Here is a 15,994-nt window from a genome sequence, read left to right as displayed (position 1 = left end):
CGTGCCTATCCTACATTCTTTCCGGCACTTTTATTCCCATTAACTCCATACCGCTTTTTAATACATTGGCTGTCATAACGGCGAGCTGTAAACGCAGTTGTTTCTTTTCATCGCTTTCTGCATTGGCGATGGAGTGCTCTACATAAAATGAATTGAATGTTTTTGCCAGGTTGAAAACGTACATCGCAATTGCAGAGGGGTTGTGTTCTGTACAAGCTTGCTCAATTGCATCAGGATATTGCTCCAGCAATACAATTACTTCTTTCTCCAGTTTAAGCAGGTCAGTTGCTTCTATTGGCTCCTGGCTGATGATTGGTTCCTTGCGTAAAATGCTTTTAATTCTTGCATGCGTGTATTGTACAAAAGGTCCCGTAAATCCATGAAAATCGATGCTCTCTTCAGGATTGAATACCATTGTTTTTTTAGGGTCTACCCGCAACAAATAAAATTTCATAGCGCCCAGGCCAATGGTTTCATAAAGGTCTCTCAGCTCGGCTTCGGTAAAGTCTTTTACTTTGCCGAGTTCTTCAGTAAGGCGCTGCGAAGTGGCGATCATTTCATCAACCAGGTCATCGGCATCTACCACTGTTCCTTCACGGCTTTTCATTTTGCCGGTGGTTAATTCTACCATGCCGTAACTTAGGTGCAAAATATTTGCGGCGTTGGGCATGCCCAGTTTTTTGCAGATCAGCTGCAATACTTTCATGTGGTAGTTTTGCTCGTTGCCGATTACATAAATGCTGCTGTCAATCTTAAATTCTTCATATTTTTGAAGAGCTAAACCAATGTCCTGGGTAATGTAAACGGATGTGCCGTCTTTGCGTTGTACCAGTTTTTCATCAAGCCCGTCGGCTGTTAAATCTATCCAGATGCTGCCATCTTCTTTTTTAAAAAATACGTTTTTATCCAGGCCCTGCTGCACAATGGATTTGCCCAGCAGGTAGGTGTTACTTTCATAATAGATCTTATCAAAGTCGCTGCCAATGCGCTTGTAGGTAATGTCAAAGCCTTCATACACCCAGCCATTCATTTTTTTCCACAGGTCAATTACTTCGGGTTTACCTTCTTCCCAGTCCAGCAGCATTTGTTTGGCTTCGGCAATGACTTTGGTATTGTTCCTTGCCAGTTCTTTTATTTCGTCATGCAGTTTGTCGATTTTTTCTTCATCTTTTATTTCATCCAGTTTGGTTAAAGCGATGAGTAATTTATCCAGTTTTTCCAGCGCTGGTCCGCTAAAATCGGTCAGGTCGGCCAGGTTAATTTTGTTGATTAAAATCTGGCTTTCGGCTTTTAAGTCATTTTCAAAACGCACATAATAATCACCCACCAAATGATCGCCTTTGATGCCGGTAGATTGCGGTGTAGCGCCATTGGCGTACTTCTGCCAGGCAATCATGCTTTTGCAAATGTGGATGCCACGATCGTTTACAATGCAGCTTTTAATAACGTCGTATCCGCTTGCTTTGTAAATCTCTGCCACGCTCCATCCTAAAAAATTATTTCTTAAATGGCCTAAGTGCAACGGCTTGTTGGTGTTAGGGGAGGAGTATTCCACCATAACCTTTTTGCCATTTTTTTCTTTATGTCCGTAAGCAGCATTGCTATAATTTTCCTGCAGCAGATTGCTCCAGAAAGTATCCGGAATGGAAAGGTTTAAAAAGCCTTTGATGATATTAAAATCAGAAAATAAATCGGGGTGATGCTGAACAAGATAGCCCCCCAATGCATCACCGATTACTTCCGGTGAAGTTTTCAGCGACTTCACCAGCGAAAACATTACAATGGTATAATCTCCTTCAAACTCAGGTTTGGTTTGGTTGATTTGAAAATCTTTTTCTGTATAGGGATGATTGTATAGGGCAGACAATGCGGCCGTTACATGCGATTTGATGGTGTTTACAATTGACATGCTGCAAAAATAATGAAATGAGGTTAGATGGTTTTGATGTTGTGGTTGTTACGCTGGTAATCAGCAGCGATGCTGAAGCGGCCTGTTCAAAATTAAACTTCGATCCATGGGCAACGGCTGCCAATTGCGTTGTCGCAAAAGAGGGCGATGCAAGTATGTTGCCATGGAAAACAATGCCCGGACTCAAAAAAATGCTTTTGATTATTCATTTAAACATTATCCATTATCCATTATTCTTTACCTTTGCCGACATTTTAAAGTTATGATAAGTGCAAATAATGTGACCCTGGCCTATGGCAAACGGGTTTTGTTTGATGAAGTAAATATTTCTTTTACCAAGGGAAATTGTTATGGCGTTATTGGTGCCAACGGTGCCGGTAAATCTACTTTTATAAAAATACTGAGTGGTGAAATTGAGCCCAACAAGGGAACGGTAAGCATTTCGCCCGGCGAGCGTATTGCCATGCTCAGGCAGGACCACTTTGGTTTTGACGAAGTATCTGTTTTGCATACCGTAATGATGGGCCACAAAAAAATGTGGGACCTGATGAATGAAAAGGATGCTATTTACCTGAAGGAAGATTTTACAGAAGCAGATGGCATGAAGGCGGGAGAACTGGAACATGAATTTGGCGAAATGGGCGGTTATACGGCTGAAAGCGATGCCGCACAACTGTTGAACGAGTTAGGTGTAAAAGAAGAAGTACACCAGCTAATGATGAAGGATATTGGTGGTAATGTGAAGGTGAGGGTGCTATTGGCGCAAGCGTTATTTGGTAACCCGGATATCTTATTGCTGGATGAGCCTACCAATAACCTCGATGTGGAAACCATCAGCTGGCTGGAAAACTTTCTGGCCGACTATCAGAACATTGTACTGGTAGTGAGCCATGACCGTCACTTTTTGGATGCGGTTTGTACGCATGTGGCCGACGTGGATAAACAAAAAATTAAAATTTATACCGGTAACTATTCCTTTTGGTACGAGAGTTCTCAACTGGCAGCCAGGCAGGCGAGTGACAAGAATAAAAAGCAGGAAGAAAAGAAAAAAGATTTGCTGGAGTTTATCGCCCGCTTTAGTGCGAATGCTTCTAAAAGTAAACAGGCAACCAGCCGTAAAAAGGCATTGGATAAACTGGTTTTTGAAGATATCACGCCAAGTAACAGAAAATATCCCGGCATTATTTTTAAACCGGAAAGAGAAGTGGGTAACCAGATTTTGAATGTAGAAAAACTTTCCAAATCGGTTGACGGCAGACCGCTTTTCAGCAATATTACTTTTGATATTAACAAAGGGCAAAAGATTGCCTTCCTCAGCCGCGACCATGTGGCACTGACTTCTTTTTTTGAAATCATCAATGGCAGGATGAAGGCTGATCATGGCAAATACGAGTGGGGTACTACTATTACATCGGCCTATTTGCCCAACGATAACAGTGAATTTTTTACCGGCAGCTTAAACCTGATGGATTGGCTGCGCCAGTTTGTGCCACCCAATACAAAGGATGTGGATGAAGATTTTATCCGCGGCTTTTTAGGTAAGATGTTATTTAGTGGAGACGAAATTTTAAAGAAAACAAATGTATTGAGCGGAGGTGAAAAGGTGCGTTGTATGATCAGCAAGATGATGTTGCAGAATCCTAACCTGGTTATATTGGATGAACCAACCAATCACCTTGATTTGGAAAGTATTACTGCGTTTAATGATGGCATGCTGACCTTTCCGGGTATTGTATTATTAACCACGCATGATCACCAGTTTATGCAAACGGTAGCCAACCGTATTATAGAAATTACACCAAAGGGTGTGATTGACAGGCTGATGACCTACGACGAATACCTGGCCGATGAACGGGTGAAAGCATTAAAAGAAGAACTATATAGTTAACACAAATATTTGCCAGTCTCCTGATATTGAGATAATTAAGATGTTTCAATCGTATGATCTGGCATGATTTTTACAAAACATTCAAAAACCCAAATTAAATACATGAGAAAAATTATTTTAAGTGCAGTTGTTATGCTGCTTGTTTCTGCAACAGCCTTCGCTCAAAGAGGTGGTCATACTGATTATAACACATCCGATAGTTATACGACTGCTGTTGGCGTTAAATTTTACCCCGGCGCTTTAACCATCAAACATTTCGTAAATGACAATACTGCACTGGAAGGCCTGGCATATTTCTGGAACAGGGGTGCAAGAATCACCGGGCTGTATGAAATTCACGGCAATATCAATGGGGCAGATGGTTTGAAATGGTATATCGGTCCGGGAGCGCACGTTGGTTTTTACAATACCAAATATGGCGGTGGTTCTTCTATCGGCGTTGATGGTGTTTTAGGGCTTGATTATAAGATTGGAGGAGCACCTATCAATTTGTCGCTCGACTGGCAGCCGTCATTTGAGTTTGGCAACAATTATGGCAACGGCTTTAGTGGAAACTGGGGCGGGTTTGCCATCAGGTACACATTTTAAATTAATTAATTTTTATTTATTAAACAGTTCTGCCCCAATGGCAGAACTGTTTGCATTACGGATACTACTCAAAATAATTATCTTCGCGGCGATTATATTTTTATGAGGGATGTTATTTTCGCACTGATTGATGTATTTTATCCGCCGTTCAGTAGAATTATGCCAAGGCAAACTTTTCGATATGCAGCTTGTGGCGGCGGAAATATGGTACTGGGGTTCTTAGTTTTTACAGGCGTATTTCATTTTATTGCCAAACAGCAGGAGGTGAATTTCGGCTTTATTGCTTTCAAATCCTATAGCTTTTCCTTGTTTTGCTCCTCTACAGTAGTTTTTATAATAGGCTTTCTGCTCAACAAATATGTTGTCTTCACTTCCTCAAACCTTAAGGGACACATACAATTATTCCGTTATTTTCTTGCCTCCATCTCCAGCCTTTGCATCAATTATGTAGTGTTGAATGGCCTTGTACTTTACCTCCATTTATATCCTGTGCTAGCCCAGGTAATAGCCACCGCTATAGTGGTAACCATCAGTTTTTTTATGCAGCAATACTTTACTTTTAAAGTTAAAGGAGAAATACCGCCGCAGATTGACAATAACTAACGTCATCGAAAACGCCTGATTCCCCCGCAATTTTTACATGGTTGACATGTAATTATTAACCCTTCACCAAAACCAGCAAGAAGTACTGCCATTTTTTCATCCAAAACCTTATGGCATAATCATTGAACATCTACCTTGAAACAAAAAAATAATCAATCATGGGTAAGATAATAGGAATAGATTTAGGAACTACGAACAGTTGTGTTTCCGTAATGGAGGGCAGCGAACCTGTAGTAATTGCGAACGATGAAGGTCGCCGCACCACACCTTCTATTGTGGCTTTTCTTAAAAATGGCGAGCGTAAAGTAGGGGATCCTGCAAAGCGCCAGGCCATTACCAATCCGCACAATACGATCATGAGCGTGAAACGTTACATGGGTCACAAATGGAATGAAGTTACAAGTGATATCAGCCATAGTAGTTACAAAGTGGTAAAAGGTGACAATGATACAGTTCGTATAGACATAGATGGCAGGATGTACACGCCGCAGGAAATAAGTGCCATGATTTTGCAGAAAATGAAAAAAACTGCAGAAGATTATCTTGGTTCAGAAGTTACTGAAGCCGTTATTACTGTTCCGGCATATTTTAATGATGCACAACGCCAGGCAACAAAAGAAGCCGGTGAAATTGCGGGCTTAAACGTACGCAGAATTATCAATGAACCTACCGCAGCTGCACTGGCTTATGGTTTGGATAAAAAGCACCAGGATCAAAAGATTGCCGTGTTCGACTTAGGTGGTGGTACATTTGATATCTCCATCCTGGAATTGGGCGAAGGCGTTTTTGAAGTAAAAAGCACCAATGGTGATACGCATTTAGGTGGTGATGATTTTGATAAAGTGATCATGGATTGGTTGGCTGAAGAATTTAAGAAAGATGAAGCCATCGACCTGCGTAAGGATCCAATGGCTTGGCAGCGTTTAAAAGAAGCTGCAGAAAAGGCTAAAGTGGAATTATCTTCTTCTTCTGAAACAGAAATAAACCTGCCTTATGTTACCGCTGTTGACGGTGTGCCAAAGCATTTGGTTAAAAAGTTTACCCGTGCACAATTTGAAAAATTGTCCGATGAACTGTTTTCAAGATGTTTAAAACCTTGTGAGCTTGCACTGAAGGATGCTGGTTTAACAATCAACGATATCAACGAAGTTATTTTGGTAGGTGGTAGCACTCGTATTCCAAAAGTGCAGGAAATTGTAGAAAAATTCTTTGGCAGAAAAGCCAACCGTAGTGTTAACCCGGATGAAGTAGTTGCAATCGGAGCTTCAATACAAGGTGGTGTTTTATCAGGCGATGTAAAGGATGTTTTGTTATTAGACGTTACGCCATTAAGTCTTGGTATTGAAACAATGGGTGGCGTTATGACAAGGTTGATTGAAAGCAACACCACAATCCCAACAAAAAAATCTGAAACATTCAGTACCGCAAGCGATAACCAGCCCGGTGTTGAAATTCATGTATTGCAGGGGGAAAGGCCTTTAGCCAATCAGAACAAGAGTTTGGGTAAATTTAATTTAACCGATATACCTCCCGCACCCCGTGGTGTACCACAGGTAGAAGTAACTTTTGATATTGATGCAAACGGTATTTTACATGTTACTGCAAAAGATAAAGGCACAGGTAAAAGTCATAATATACGGATTGAAGCAGGCAGTGGCTTAAGCAAAGAAGAAATCGAAAAGATGAAGAATGAAGCTAAGGCAAATGAAGCGACTGATAAAGCTGAAAAAGAAAAGATTGAAAAAATTAACCAGGCTGATAGTTTAATATTCCAGACCGAAAAGCAATTGAAGGAATATGGCGATAAAATCAGCAGTGGTAAAAAAGCACCGATAGAAGCCGCCCTTACTAAATTAAAGGAAGCTCATAAGGTACAGGACCTGTCACAAATTGATTCGGCCGTAGCAGAAATGAACGCAGCATGGACAGCAGCCAGTGAGGAAATGTACAAGGCAACCCAGGATAACGCAGGTGCGCAACAACCACAGGGTAATGCCGGCGGAGAGCAGGCCGCGGGAGATGGTAATGCCAATGCAGAAAACGTTACAGATGCTGAGTTTGAAGAAGTGAAGTAGTGTTGTGATGAAAATAAAAAGGAAGACCGCAGCGATTAAGTTGCGGTCTTTTTTATTCGGTTGATTTAATATATGGAGAGGGTAATTGAATTTACAATGGCAGATCCCTCACAGCGCTGGAACGGCCGCGGAGTAACAACCAGGTGAATCTTCGTTTCCGGACACCAACACCAGCAGCGGCAGAATTGCTTCTAACTTTACGGGGATGATAGAAGGAGCTTTAAATAAAAATACTAAGTACTCCTTGTGCACGCAATGTTTTCCTGATGCCGCTTAATCTAGTAGTGGAAAGCATGCCGGAAAAGCCGGAAGTGATCCATGCGATGTACCCGGTACTCATCATTTTGCCCATTTCAGTCAAATGACATATCTTTACATAGTCTGAAATCTTACCCAATCACACCTGCGTCCTTCCTGTTATTTTTTTATTGGAAAATTATATAATGTTATGAAGATTCAATTTCTTCTTAAGCTTCTTTGTGCGGGTACCTTTTGTGGCTGGTATTCTGCAGCTGCACAAAAAAAGGTGGTAATCATGGGCTCTTCAACGGCGGCTGGTTTTGGATCAAGTACCTATCAGTTGTCCTGGGCAGGCAGGTTGGAAGACAGTTATAATATCAACAAAACGGATGGAGAAGATACTGTTTTTTACAATCTCGCAGTGGGGGGGTATAACACTTACCAGGAATTGCCGGCTGGCTATACCCAACCGGCGGGTCGCCCTTCCCCCGATCCATTGGCGGATGTAACCAAAGCCCTGGGTTTCCATCCTGATATTGTTATCATCAATTTGCCCGGCAATGATGTCGGCGCCGGTTTTTCATTGACGGAAACGATGTGTAATTTTCGGCTGATGTACAATACAGTCACAGCCGCTGGCGCAAAATGTTATATCACCACTACTCAGCCAAGGAATGATTATAATATTGCACAACGTCAGGCCTTGCTGGTAATGAAAGACTCTATCCTTGGCGAGTTTGGAAATTTTGCAATAAATTTTTGGGATGATTTGGTGACTGGGGATGGCCTGAATATGCTCAGGGAGGACAGACGGAGCCTTGGCGGCCTGGTGCATCCGAACGATACAGGACACAATTATCTTTTTAAGAGAGTAAAGGATAGAAATATTTTTCGTGCCACTTCTGTAAATAGTCTCATAAATATTACTAAAATATATAGGGAGAATAACGGTGACAATTTAATAGCAGAGATTAGCTTAATTGGCAACCAAAATGTTTTGATGACTATTTACAATATCGCAGGTATATTGATGCAGCAAAAAAAATGGTATTTACCTCAGCCTTCAGAAAGGATGATTGTGCCGATAGCAGCTTTACCAACCGGAATATATTTCTTTAAGCTTAGCACTGGTAATAGTACTGATGCAGTAAAGGCTTTTATTAAATAATGAACTATAAATTCTATGATGATTGCTTGCCCGGTTTATTTTTAGGTTTAAATATTTAAAACGGAGGCAACATTACTGATGGTGACCGCAGTTGAGTAAAAAAACTGTCAAAGAATTATCGTACCAACCAAATACCCCATGTAAATCTTCAAACCTTCAGCATAGCATTGACGAGGGACGCATGGAGGCAATTGTATTGCCGTTATTGTGCCGTGGTCATCTTTCCGTTAATATCCATCTTAAGAAAACCACCAATTAAAAGGTCTTGCATCAGCATAAGTATGCAATTGAGAGGACTATATCAGATGATAATACCCCTCCAACAGTCAGCTGGTTGTTTCTTCACTATGATTTCTTTTGTAATCATAATCATCATAAAAATATTCGTCAAAGGTCCGTTCTGATGGTGTACCATCTTTTAGGATTTTATATACCATCCACAGTAATAAGAAAGGAGAGGCCAGGTACATTACGGCGATTGTATTGTCAGAAAAGCCGAGGAGTGACGCAGACTGGTAAATAATCAGATAGCTGGTTACAATCGCAATGGGCCATTTAATCTTTTGCATAAAAAATAGTTGAGTGGTTTAAAAATGTATTGAAAATAAGTGTGATAAAAGTTAAAATATCAATTGGTATGCCGCTGTTAACCCTTTCCTAAATCTCCACACCTGTTTATTGAAAAATCTCAGTTTGTGGTTAACTTGCCACAAATAAGCCATCGCATGAAGCAACTTTCCTTAGCAATAAACATTTTACTTACAGCAGCCGTGGTGGTACTGTTTTACCTGCATTTTGCAGGCAATAGGGGCAACCTTACCGAGGCTGAAAAACACACCAGCAACTATTGGGTTAAAGACAGCTGCGGTGACAATATTCCGGTGGTAGCTTATGTAGAGCTGGACTCACTGAACAATAATGTGTCGTTTATTAAAGTGCGTAAGAAAGAACTGGAGGCCGAACAAAAAAGCATTGCACAGGAGTACGAAAATGCTTACCGCTCTCTGACAGCAGAAAAAGATGAATTTTTAAAAAAGGGCAATGCCATCACACAGCAGGAAGCTGAAGCGTTCCAGGCAAAGCTGGGCCAAAAGCAACAGGAGATTGAAAATAACCGCCAGGTGAAAGGTCAGCGACTGGCAGAAAAAGGAGCTAAAATTATGGAAGATATGCAAACCCGGGTAAGGGCTTTTATGAAAGAATATAACAAAACAAAAAACTACAGTTATATTTTAGCAACTGGTACCGGATTAGATTATTTATTTTTTAAAGATTCAACCTTAAATATTACCAATGATGTAATTAAAGGTTTAAACCAGCAAATGAAGGAAACGGTTAAACAATAATTCCGATCAATTTATATATCTTCATTCCCGTTACAATGTAGCGGGATTTTTTATTATACAAGATTTTACCAGCTTATTATGGATGAAAAAATAACTTCGTTTAAACCCACCCTGAGTTTGTTTGATGCTACGATGATTGTTGCCGGCTCCATGATAGGGTCCGGTATTTTTATTGTAAGTGCAGATATTACACGAAATATAGGCAGTGCCGGATGGCTTATTGCTGTATGGCTTATCACAGGATTTATGACGCTTACAGCAGCATTAAGCTACGGTGAACTGAGTGCTATGTTTCCTAAAGCAGGCGGTCAGTATGTGTACCTGAAAGAATCTTATAACCCGCTGGTGGGTTTTTTATACGGCTGGAGTTTTTTCGCCGTGATCCAAACAGGCACCATTGCAGCCGTTGGGGTAGCTTTTTCTAAATTCGCTGCCTATCTTATTCCAGCCTTAAGCGAAGACAATAAAATAATCCAGGTACAAACTGGCACAGATGCCTGCAACGCACCCGTTTTTTTCAGCATCAGCGCAGCGCAGATAGTAGCAATACTGCTGATCATGCTTTTAACTTATACCAATACAAAGGGGGTAAAAGGAGGTAAATGGATTCAAAATATTTTCACTTCGGCAAAATTATTATCACTTTTCGGATTGATCCTTGCCGGCCTGCTTGCTTTCAATCCGGCAATATGGCATGCCAACTGGGCCAATGCCTGGCATGCTACCAAAACCTCGTTGCTGGATGTATGTAACTCCAGTGCAGGTTTTTCTGTTGCAACTATTACCGGTACTGCATTACTGGGCGGTATTGCCGCGTCCATGGTGGGGTCGGTATTTAGCAGCGATGCCTGGAACAATGTAACTTTCATTGCCGGCGAAATTAAAAATCCCAAAAAAAATATTGGCCTCAGTTTATTTTTAGGCACACTGATCGTTACTGTATTATATGTTTCTGCCAATTTGGTTTACCTGGCAGTTTTACCGATGGATAGTATTGCGCACGCTGATAAAGACAGGGTAGCTGTTGCTGCCAGTAATGCAATCATGGGTAATATTGGTACTTACGTGATTGCAGTTATGATCATGATTTCAACCTTTGGGTGTAATAATGGATTGATATTGGCGGGGGCGAGAGTATACAATACAATGGCAAAGGATGGACTCTTTTTTAAGCAGGCCGCTACACTTAATAAAAATGCTGTTCCGGGTTTTGCCTTGTGGATACAATGCCTGGTGGCAGCCCTGCTGTGTTTAAGCGGCAAGTACGGTGACTTGCTGGACATGATTTCGTTTGTGGTAGTAATGTTTTATGCACTCACCATTGCAGGTATCTTTATCTTAAGAAAAAAGATGCCCGATGCAGAAAGACCATATAAGGCCTTTGGTTACCCCATACTGCCGGCCATCTATATTGTAATGGCCATCTCTTTTTGTATTTTGCTGATTGCGTTTAAACCGGCATTTACCTGGCCGGGGCTGATAATTGTACTCATTGGCATCCCTATTTATTATATTGCAGTGCGAAATAAAAAAGTAAACGGATAATTTTTTTAGAATGATGATAAGTGAATTGTGCAATACTATTTTCGACCGCAGTATTAATGACTATCATGTGGAGGATAATGTAGAAACGCAGGTTAAAAATCCATTTACTGCGGCTACTTTAGAGCACCTGTTGTACACAAAGAACTGGATAGATACCGTACAATGGCATTTGGAAGATATAGTTCGTAACCCGGATATTGATCCTGTAGACGGTCTTTCTTTAAAAAGAAAAATTGATGCCTCCAACCAATTGCGGACAGATATGGTAGAATATATCGACAGTTATTTTTTAATCCAGTACAAAGATATTCAGCCCAAAAAAACTGCCACCATTAACACAGAAAGCCCCGCCTGGGCAATTGACCGTTTGTCAATACTCGCCCTTAAAATTTATCACATGAATGTGGAAGTACACCGCCGCGATGCCAGTGCAGAACACATCATAGCCTGCACGGATAAACTGGCCATTTTAATGGAGCAACGAAAAGACCTTTCGGCTGCCATAGATGCATTGCTTGCAGATATCGCAGGTGGCGATAAATACATGAAAGTGTACAAACAAATGAAAATGTACAACGATCCCGGATTAAACCCTGTTTTGTACCAACAGCAAACCAAGTAGTGCAGCAATCCCAACATATACTGGTAATCCGTTTTTCAGCAATGGGTGACGTTGCAATGACTGTACCGGTAATACAATCCGTCCTGTTACAAAATCCACAGTTAAATATTACCATTGTATCCAATGCATTCTTTCAGCCACTTTTCCACGGAATAGAACGTTGTCATTTTTATCCTGCCAACCTAAAGCAGCAACACAAGGGGATGAAGGGCATTTTCAGGTTGTATCAAGAGCTTAAAAAGTTTACTCAAATCAATGCCATCGCCGATTTGCACAGTGTTTTACGTTCCTCCATCCTTAAGTTCTTCTTCCGTTCCGGCAGTCACAAAATTGCTACCATTGATAAAGGCAGGGCAGAAAAAAAGGCGCTGACCCGAAAGGAAAATAAAATTAGTCGTCCGCTCACAACCACCCATGAACGTTATGCAGAAGTGTTCAGGCAACTTGGTCTTGTTGCGGATATAAAAAAACAATTGCCCGTATTTGATGTGCGGCCTGTTCCTGCCGGTGCAGCAGCAATGTTTGAAACAGGTAAAAAAATAATTGGAGTAGCACCCTTTGCACAACACAAAGAAAAAATGTACCCGCTTGAAAAAATGCAGACTGTAGTCCAACAACTTGCGGCTAAAAATAACAAGGTATTGCTTTTTGGCGGTGGTGAAAAAGAATCAGCTGTTTTGCAGCAATGGGAAAATGATATCGAAAATGTACATTCGGTAGCTGGTAAATTTTCATTTGCAGAAGAACTTGCTATCATCAGCAATTTAAGTACAATGGTCAGTATGGATTCTGCCAATATGCACCTAGCGGCTTTGTTTGGTGTTCCGGTAGTCAGTATTTGGGGCGCTACTCACCCCTATGCAGGGTTTACCAGCTGGGGTTTATTGCCTGAAAATATAGTGCAGGCGGATTTATACTGCAGGCCGTGTTCCGTATTTGGCAACAAGCCGTGTTATCGCGGCGACCACGCCTGTATGAATATGATTGCACGCGAAATGATACTTGAAAAAATAATACGGATGTCTGACGTATGATTTTTTGATATCTGATTTGGTGCTGCATCCTGAATGACGGATAAATTTAAGTGCTGCAAGGTTACAAGAAATAAGCTATTAGTGTCTAACCGTATTTTAGTTTCGACAGAAATCAGGTGTCAGCTATGAAAAACCAGGCACATAAATCAATTTCCAACGGTAACTGTTACTTTTTTAAACCCGGAATTCTGTAAAAAATTTTCCATAATCAATTTTGCTTTATCTCCCGCCTTTTGAATGATGTTTTGTCTAAGCACTGTGATGATTAGTTTGTCTTTTAGTTTTTGTTTTACAGCTCTTACTTCATCATCTGTCCAGGTACCGGTTTCTTCAAACGTTTCAAAATCCGACGGATTGAGAATAACCTGTAACAGCAGGGCCTTGGGCAGATGTATTGCCACTGAATCGCCCTTTACAAATATATCTTTATCTGAAAGTTTGGATAACTCTACGCCTGCCAGTACTTTTCCTTTTCCAATCAGTATTATTTTTTTATCAGGGAATTTTATGCCCGGTAAGGAGGGTACCAACGGACCGGAAAAAACAGGCACTCCCTTTATGGTCTGTTCAATTACCACTTCATTATAGGCCGTGATGGTAATCAACTGCGCCAGCGCATTTACTTCCTTTATTACCAGGGGCGTATTGTCAATTTCAAGTGGCTGACTTGTAAATACATCTTTGAAAGAGGGTAACCATTTTATTTGTTGCAATAGCAGCACCGTTGCCAGTAAAAGCACTATTAGCCATAGGTACCTGGTAATGGTTTTACGCATTTAATTTTTTGTATTGAGGACGTTACCAAATTGAATCACTATTTTTTCATATCCCAGATGGTGTAAAAAGCTGTTGACAAACAGGGCTGCATTTGTTTCGGCGGTTTGTAAAATGCCCAGTTCGGCAATACTGGCTTTTACCTGGTTTTCGGCCTGTATAGCAAGGGCGTTTCTTTCTTTTCCCGTAAAAGGTTGCCGTAAAACGTCAATGGATTCATATTCCTCCACAATGTCTTCCGGTTTGATATTTACGGCCATCATTTTAGAGTGCGGTAGTATAAGTGTAATATTTTTCCCCTCAATGTTTATATTTTCTCTTTTAATGGAAGAAAGATCAATACCTGCTGTCAGCGTGGCTTTGCAACTCATCAATATTTTTCTGTCGCCTATTTTATACCAGGTTTTATTATCGCTGGCTTTAATAATTTTAGTAACAACATACTCCACCGTAGCAAGATCGCTCATTTGTTGCAACGCCATTACCTGCTGTAATTGTTGTTCTTTTTTATTGCAGGCTGAAAAAAAAAGAACCAACAGCAAAAGGGGACTGTATCTACAAAAAAACATGGTGCAAAATAATTACTAATATTTATTGTACCCGAAAAATTATAATTTTGTAGTAATGAAAAAAGTAGCAGTAATAGTGGCCGGCGGTAGCGGCACAAGAATGAACAATACAATCCCCAAACAGTTTTTGCTTGTTAAGGGTAAACCCGTTTTGTATTATACACTCAGGACCTTTTTAGATAGTTACAAAGATCTTGAAATAATTTTGGTACTGCCGGAAGAGCATATTGCGGCAGGCCAGGAAATCATAGATGCATTTTTTGATTATAAAAGAATTCAGATTACAGCGGGCGGACGCACCAGGTTTCATTCTGTACAAAATGGGCTTGCTTTGATAACTGATGAATGCATGGTGTTTGTACATGATGGCGTAAGATGCCTGCTCACAAAAAAGCTGATCAAGGATTGTTACGAGGCGGCCCTTGAATTTGGTTCTGCAGTGCCAGTGACAGAATGCAAAGATAGCATCCGCCTTATAAAAGAAGATGACAACGAAGCTTTTGACCGCAACAGGGTAAAACTCGTGCAAACACCGCAAACCTTTCACAGTAAAATTTTATTACCTGCTTTTAAAATTGACTACAAAGATAAATTTACAGACGAGGCAACCGTTGTAGAAGCTTTTGGTTTAAAAGTATACCTGGTAGAAGGCGAAGAAGACAATATCAAAATTACCCGGCCAATTGACCTTGTAATAGCCGAAACACTATTGGCTGAATAATCTTTCCCGGCAGGTTGTTGCTATTTCAAATACTTCAGCGGCCAGGGCAAATGATTGTATCGCAGAAAGAAATAAGGTTCATTAACAGCTCCGAATTTTTGGTAAAAGCCGGCTATGCCGGGGATGGAAGAACCTTCAAAATCCAGCACAAAATCCTGCCCGCTGAATTCCTTTATCAATTGATCAAATAAAAAATGATTGGCTTCGCATTGCCTGCCCTCTTTTGTAACAGTTGACATGAGATTGTACAAACGTTGCTTGTCCTTCAACAGCAGTCCAACAGCGATCGTAGCGCCATCGTCATTTATAACCTTTCGTATCAATAACAACCCTTTTTGTTTTGCAGACTGGCAAAGCACCGAAAAACGTGCATAATCATGCTGATGCACATGCGGCATTCTTTGTGCGTAGTGAAGCTGGTAAAGCTGTATAGCCTCTTGTATATCGTGTGACGAAACATAGCTGAGATGGAATTTAGCCGCGTGTTTCAAATTTTTGAGTAAATCATTTTTGTATTGCTGCCGTGTTATTTCGTATGGCTGTTGAAGCGGTAAAATAAAATTCACCTGGGCTGTACCGACAGAAAAATTGACAAATATTTCAGCAAACCGGAATCGTTGTTTTGCTCCGGTAATAAATAATTGATGCAGTATGTCATCGGTGTTTGCCGGGGCGAAAATACCTAGTTGTTGTGTAAACGGCGGCTGGTACAAATAAGCGATGCCATATTTTTTATTCCAGGTCAATGGCATTACAGCTTCATAATCATTTAGTACAAGCGCATCCCAGTGTTTGGCCATGGCATCCAGGTAAAACGAACGGGCATATACCAGGCTGTTACAGGCTGACTCGATACAGGCATCCCATTTTTGTTTATTGATTTGCTGATATGGAATGTATTGAACAGGCACA

General features: G+C 40.8%; 16 protein-coding genes. 11 read left to right on the top strand and 5 right to left on the bottom strand.

Annotation, left to right across the window (positions count from 1 at the left end; genetic code table 11):
* Positions 1 to 10: 10 nt before the first annotated feature.
* On the bottom strand, positions 11 to 1,909 hold the full coding sequence (gene argS, locus JWR61_RS07645; RefSeq protein ID WP_301927256.1) for an arginine--tRNA ligase: 1,899 nt from the start codon (positions 1,907 to 1,909) through the stop codon (positions 11 to 13).
* Positions 1,910 to 1,926: 17 nt separating this feature from the next.
* On the opposite strand from argS, the gene JWR61_RS07640 reads away from it, so the two are divergent.
* From JWR61_RS07640 to JWR61_RS07615, 6 genes are all read left to right on the top strand, one after another.
* Complete coding sequence (locus tag JWR61_RS07640) at positions 1,927 to 2,175, top strand: hypothetical protein (RefSeq protein WP_301927255.1); 249 nt, start codon at positions 1,927 to 1,929, stop codon at positions 2,173 to 2,175.
* Positions 2,172 to 3,797, top strand: coding sequence for an ABC-F family ATP-binding cassette domain-containing protein (locus JWR61_RS07635; protein ID WP_301927254.1), 1,626 nt, complete (start codon positions 2,172 to 2,174; stop codon positions 3,795 to 3,797). Before JWR61_RS07640 ends, JWR61_RS07635 begins: the two co-directional genes overlap by 4 nt.
* 102 nt (positions 3,798 to 3,899) lie before the next feature.
* Entirely contained in the window at positions 3,900 to 4,385 is a 486-nt protein-coding gene (locus tag JWR61_RS07630) for a hypothetical protein (RefSeq protein ID WP_290335253.1), read from the top strand.
* Between the two features lie 102 nt (positions 4,386 to 4,487).
* Entirely contained in the window at positions 4,488 to 4,988 is a 501-nt protein-coding gene (locus JWR61_RS07625) for a GtrA family protein (protein ID WP_301927252.1), read from the top strand.
* Between the two features lie 158 nt (positions 4,989 to 5,146).
* Positions 5,147 to 7,063, top strand: coding sequence for a molecular chaperone DnaK (gene dnaK, locus JWR61_RS07620; RefSeq protein ID WP_301927251.1), 1,917 nt, complete (start codon positions 5,147 to 5,149; stop codon positions 7,061 to 7,063).
* A gap of 448 nt (positions 7,064 to 7,511) precedes the next feature.
* Positions 7,512 to 8,471, top strand: coding sequence for an SGNH/GDSL hydrolase family protein (locus tag JWR61_RS07615; RefSeq protein ID WP_301927250.1), 960 nt, complete (start codon positions 7,512 to 7,514; stop codon positions 8,469 to 8,471).
* Between the two features lie 326 nt (positions 8,472 to 8,797).
* On the opposite strand, the gene JWR61_RS07610 is transcribed toward JWR61_RS07615, so the two are convergent.
* Complete coding sequence (locus JWR61_RS07610; protein WP_301927249.1) at positions 8,798 to 9,040, bottom strand: hypothetical protein; 243 nt, start codon at positions 9,038 to 9,040, stop codon at positions 8,798 to 8,800.
* A 156-nt stretch (positions 9,041 to 9,196) separates the two neighbouring features.
* Between JWR61_RS07610 and JWR61_RS07605 the strand changes: the two genes are divergently transcribed.
* The 4 genes from JWR61_RS07605 (at position 9,197) to JWR61_RS07590 (ending at position 13,018) form a co-directional block, all read left to right on the top strand.
* Positions 9,197 to 9,817 carry an OmpH family outer membrane protein gene (locus tag JWR61_RS07605; RefSeq protein ID WP_301927248.1) on the top strand — a complete coding sequence of 207 codons (621 nt, stop codon included), beginning with the start codon at positions 9,197 to 9,199 and terminating at the stop codon, positions 9,815 to 9,817.
* Between the two features lie 78 nt (positions 9,818 to 9,895).
* Entirely contained in the window at positions 9,896 to 11,362 is a 1,467-nt protein-coding gene (locus JWR61_RS07600; protein ID WP_301927247.1) for an APC family permease, read from the top strand.
* A 10-nt stretch (positions 11,363 to 11,372) separates the two neighbouring features.
* On the top strand, positions 11,373 to 11,984 hold the full coding sequence (locus JWR61_RS07595; RefSeq protein ID WP_301927246.1) for a DUF4254 domain-containing protein: 612 nt from the start codon (positions 11,373 to 11,375) through the stop codon (positions 11,982 to 11,984).
* A complete protein-coding gene (locus JWR61_RS07590; protein ID WP_301927245.1) occupies positions 11,984 to 13,018 on the top strand; it encodes a glycosyltransferase family 9 protein in 1,035 nt (344 codons plus the stop codon). The genes JWR61_RS07595 and JWR61_RS07590 overlap by 1 nt, the downstream gene beginning before the upstream one ends.
* Before the next feature lie 146 nt (positions 13,019 to 13,164).
* Here JWR61_RS07590 and JWR61_RS07585 read toward each other — a convergent pair whose 3' ends face one another.
* Together JWR61_RS07585 and JWR61_RS07580 are read right to left on the bottom strand one after the other, a co-directional pair.
* A complete protein-coding gene (locus JWR61_RS07585; protein ID WP_301927244.1) occupies positions 13,165 to 13,794 on the bottom strand; it encodes a DUF4230 domain-containing protein in 630 nt (209 codons plus the stop codon).
* Positions 13,795 to 14,361, bottom strand: coding sequence for a DUF4230 domain-containing protein (locus JWR61_RS07580; RefSeq protein WP_301927243.1), 567 nt, complete (start codon positions 14,359 to 14,361; stop codon positions 13,795 to 13,797).
* Positions 14,362 to 14,416: 55 nt separating this feature from the next.
* On the opposite strand from JWR61_RS07580, the gene JWR61_RS07575 reads away from it, so the two are divergent.
* The gene (locus JWR61_RS07575; protein ID WP_301927242.1) at positions 14,417 to 15,082 is read left to right on the top strand and encodes a 2-C-methyl-D-erythritol 4-phosphate cytidylyltransferase; all 666 of its coding nucleotides are present in this window, start codon (positions 14,417 to 14,419) and stop codon (positions 15,080 to 15,082) included.
* A gap of 20 nt (positions 15,083 to 15,102) precedes the next feature.
* Here JWR61_RS07575 and JWR61_RS07570 read toward each other — a convergent pair whose 3' ends face one another.
* Positions 15,103 to 15,993: a GNAT family N-acetyltransferase gene (locus JWR61_RS07570; protein ID WP_301927240.1), complete on the bottom strand. Its 891-nt coding sequence runs from the start codon at positions 15,991 to 15,993 to the stop codon at positions 15,103 to 15,105.
* Position 15,994: the final 1 nt, after the last annotated feature.

The sequence above is a fragment of the Ferruginibacter sp. genome (assembly GCF_028288465.1).
GTDB lineage: Bacteria > Bacteroidota > Bacteroidia > Chitinophagales > Chitinophagaceae > Ferruginibacter.
Note: the sequence above shows the minus strand (reverse complement) of the source record. Positions and strands in the feature narration are given on the sequence as shown.

Coding starts and splice junctions, on each gene's coding strand:
- argS (WP_301927256.1), bottom strand. CDS start 1,909: ATGTCAATTGTAAACACCATCAAATCGCATGTAACGGCCGCATTGTCT.
- JWR61_RS07640 (WP_301927255.1), top strand. CDS start 1,927: ATGAGGTTAGATGGTTTTGATGTTGTGGTTGTTACGCTGGTAATCAGC.
- JWR61_RS07635 (WP_301927254.1), top strand. CDS start 2,172: ATGATAAGTGCAAATAATGTGACCCTGGCCTATGGCAAACGGGTTTTG.
- JWR61_RS07630 (WP_290335253.1), top strand. CDS start 3,900: ATGAGAAAAATTATTTTAAGTGCAGTTGTTATGCTGCTTGTTTCTGCA.
- JWR61_RS07625 (WP_301927252.1), top strand. CDS start 4,488: ATGAGGGATGTTATTTTCGCACTGATTGATGTATTTTATCCGCCGTTC.
- dnaK (WP_301927251.1), top strand. CDS start 5,147: ATGGGTAAGATAATAGGAATAGATTTAGGAACTACGAACAGTTGTGTT.
- JWR61_RS07615 (WP_301927250.1), top strand. CDS start 7,512: ATGAAGATTCAATTTCTTCTTAAGCTTCTTTGTGCGGGTACCTTTTGT.
- JWR61_RS07610 (WP_301927249.1), bottom strand. CDS start 9,040: ATGCAAAAGATTAAATGGCCCATTGCGATTGTAACCAGCTATCTGATT.
- JWR61_RS07605 (WP_301927248.1), top strand. CDS start 9,197: ATGAAGCAACTTTCCTTAGCAATAAACATTTTACTTACAGCAGCCGTG.
- JWR61_RS07600 (WP_301927247.1), top strand. CDS start 9,896: ATGGATGAAAAAATAACTTCGTTTAAACCCACCCTGAGTTTGTTTGAT.
- JWR61_RS07595 (WP_301927246.1), top strand. CDS start 11,373: ATGATGATAAGTGAATTGTGCAATACTATTTTCGACCGCAGTATTAAT.
- JWR61_RS07585 (WP_301927244.1), bottom strand. CDS start 13,794: ATGCGTAAAACCATTACCAGGTACCTATGGCTAATAGTGCTTTTACTG.
- JWR61_RS07580 (WP_301927243.1), bottom strand. CDS start 14,361: ATGTTTTTTTGTAGATACAGTCCCCTTTTGCTGTTGGTTCTTTTTTTT.
- JWR61_RS07575 (WP_301927242.1), top strand. CDS start 14,417: ATGAAAAAAGTAGCAGTAATAGTGGCCGGCGGTAGCGGCACAAGAATG.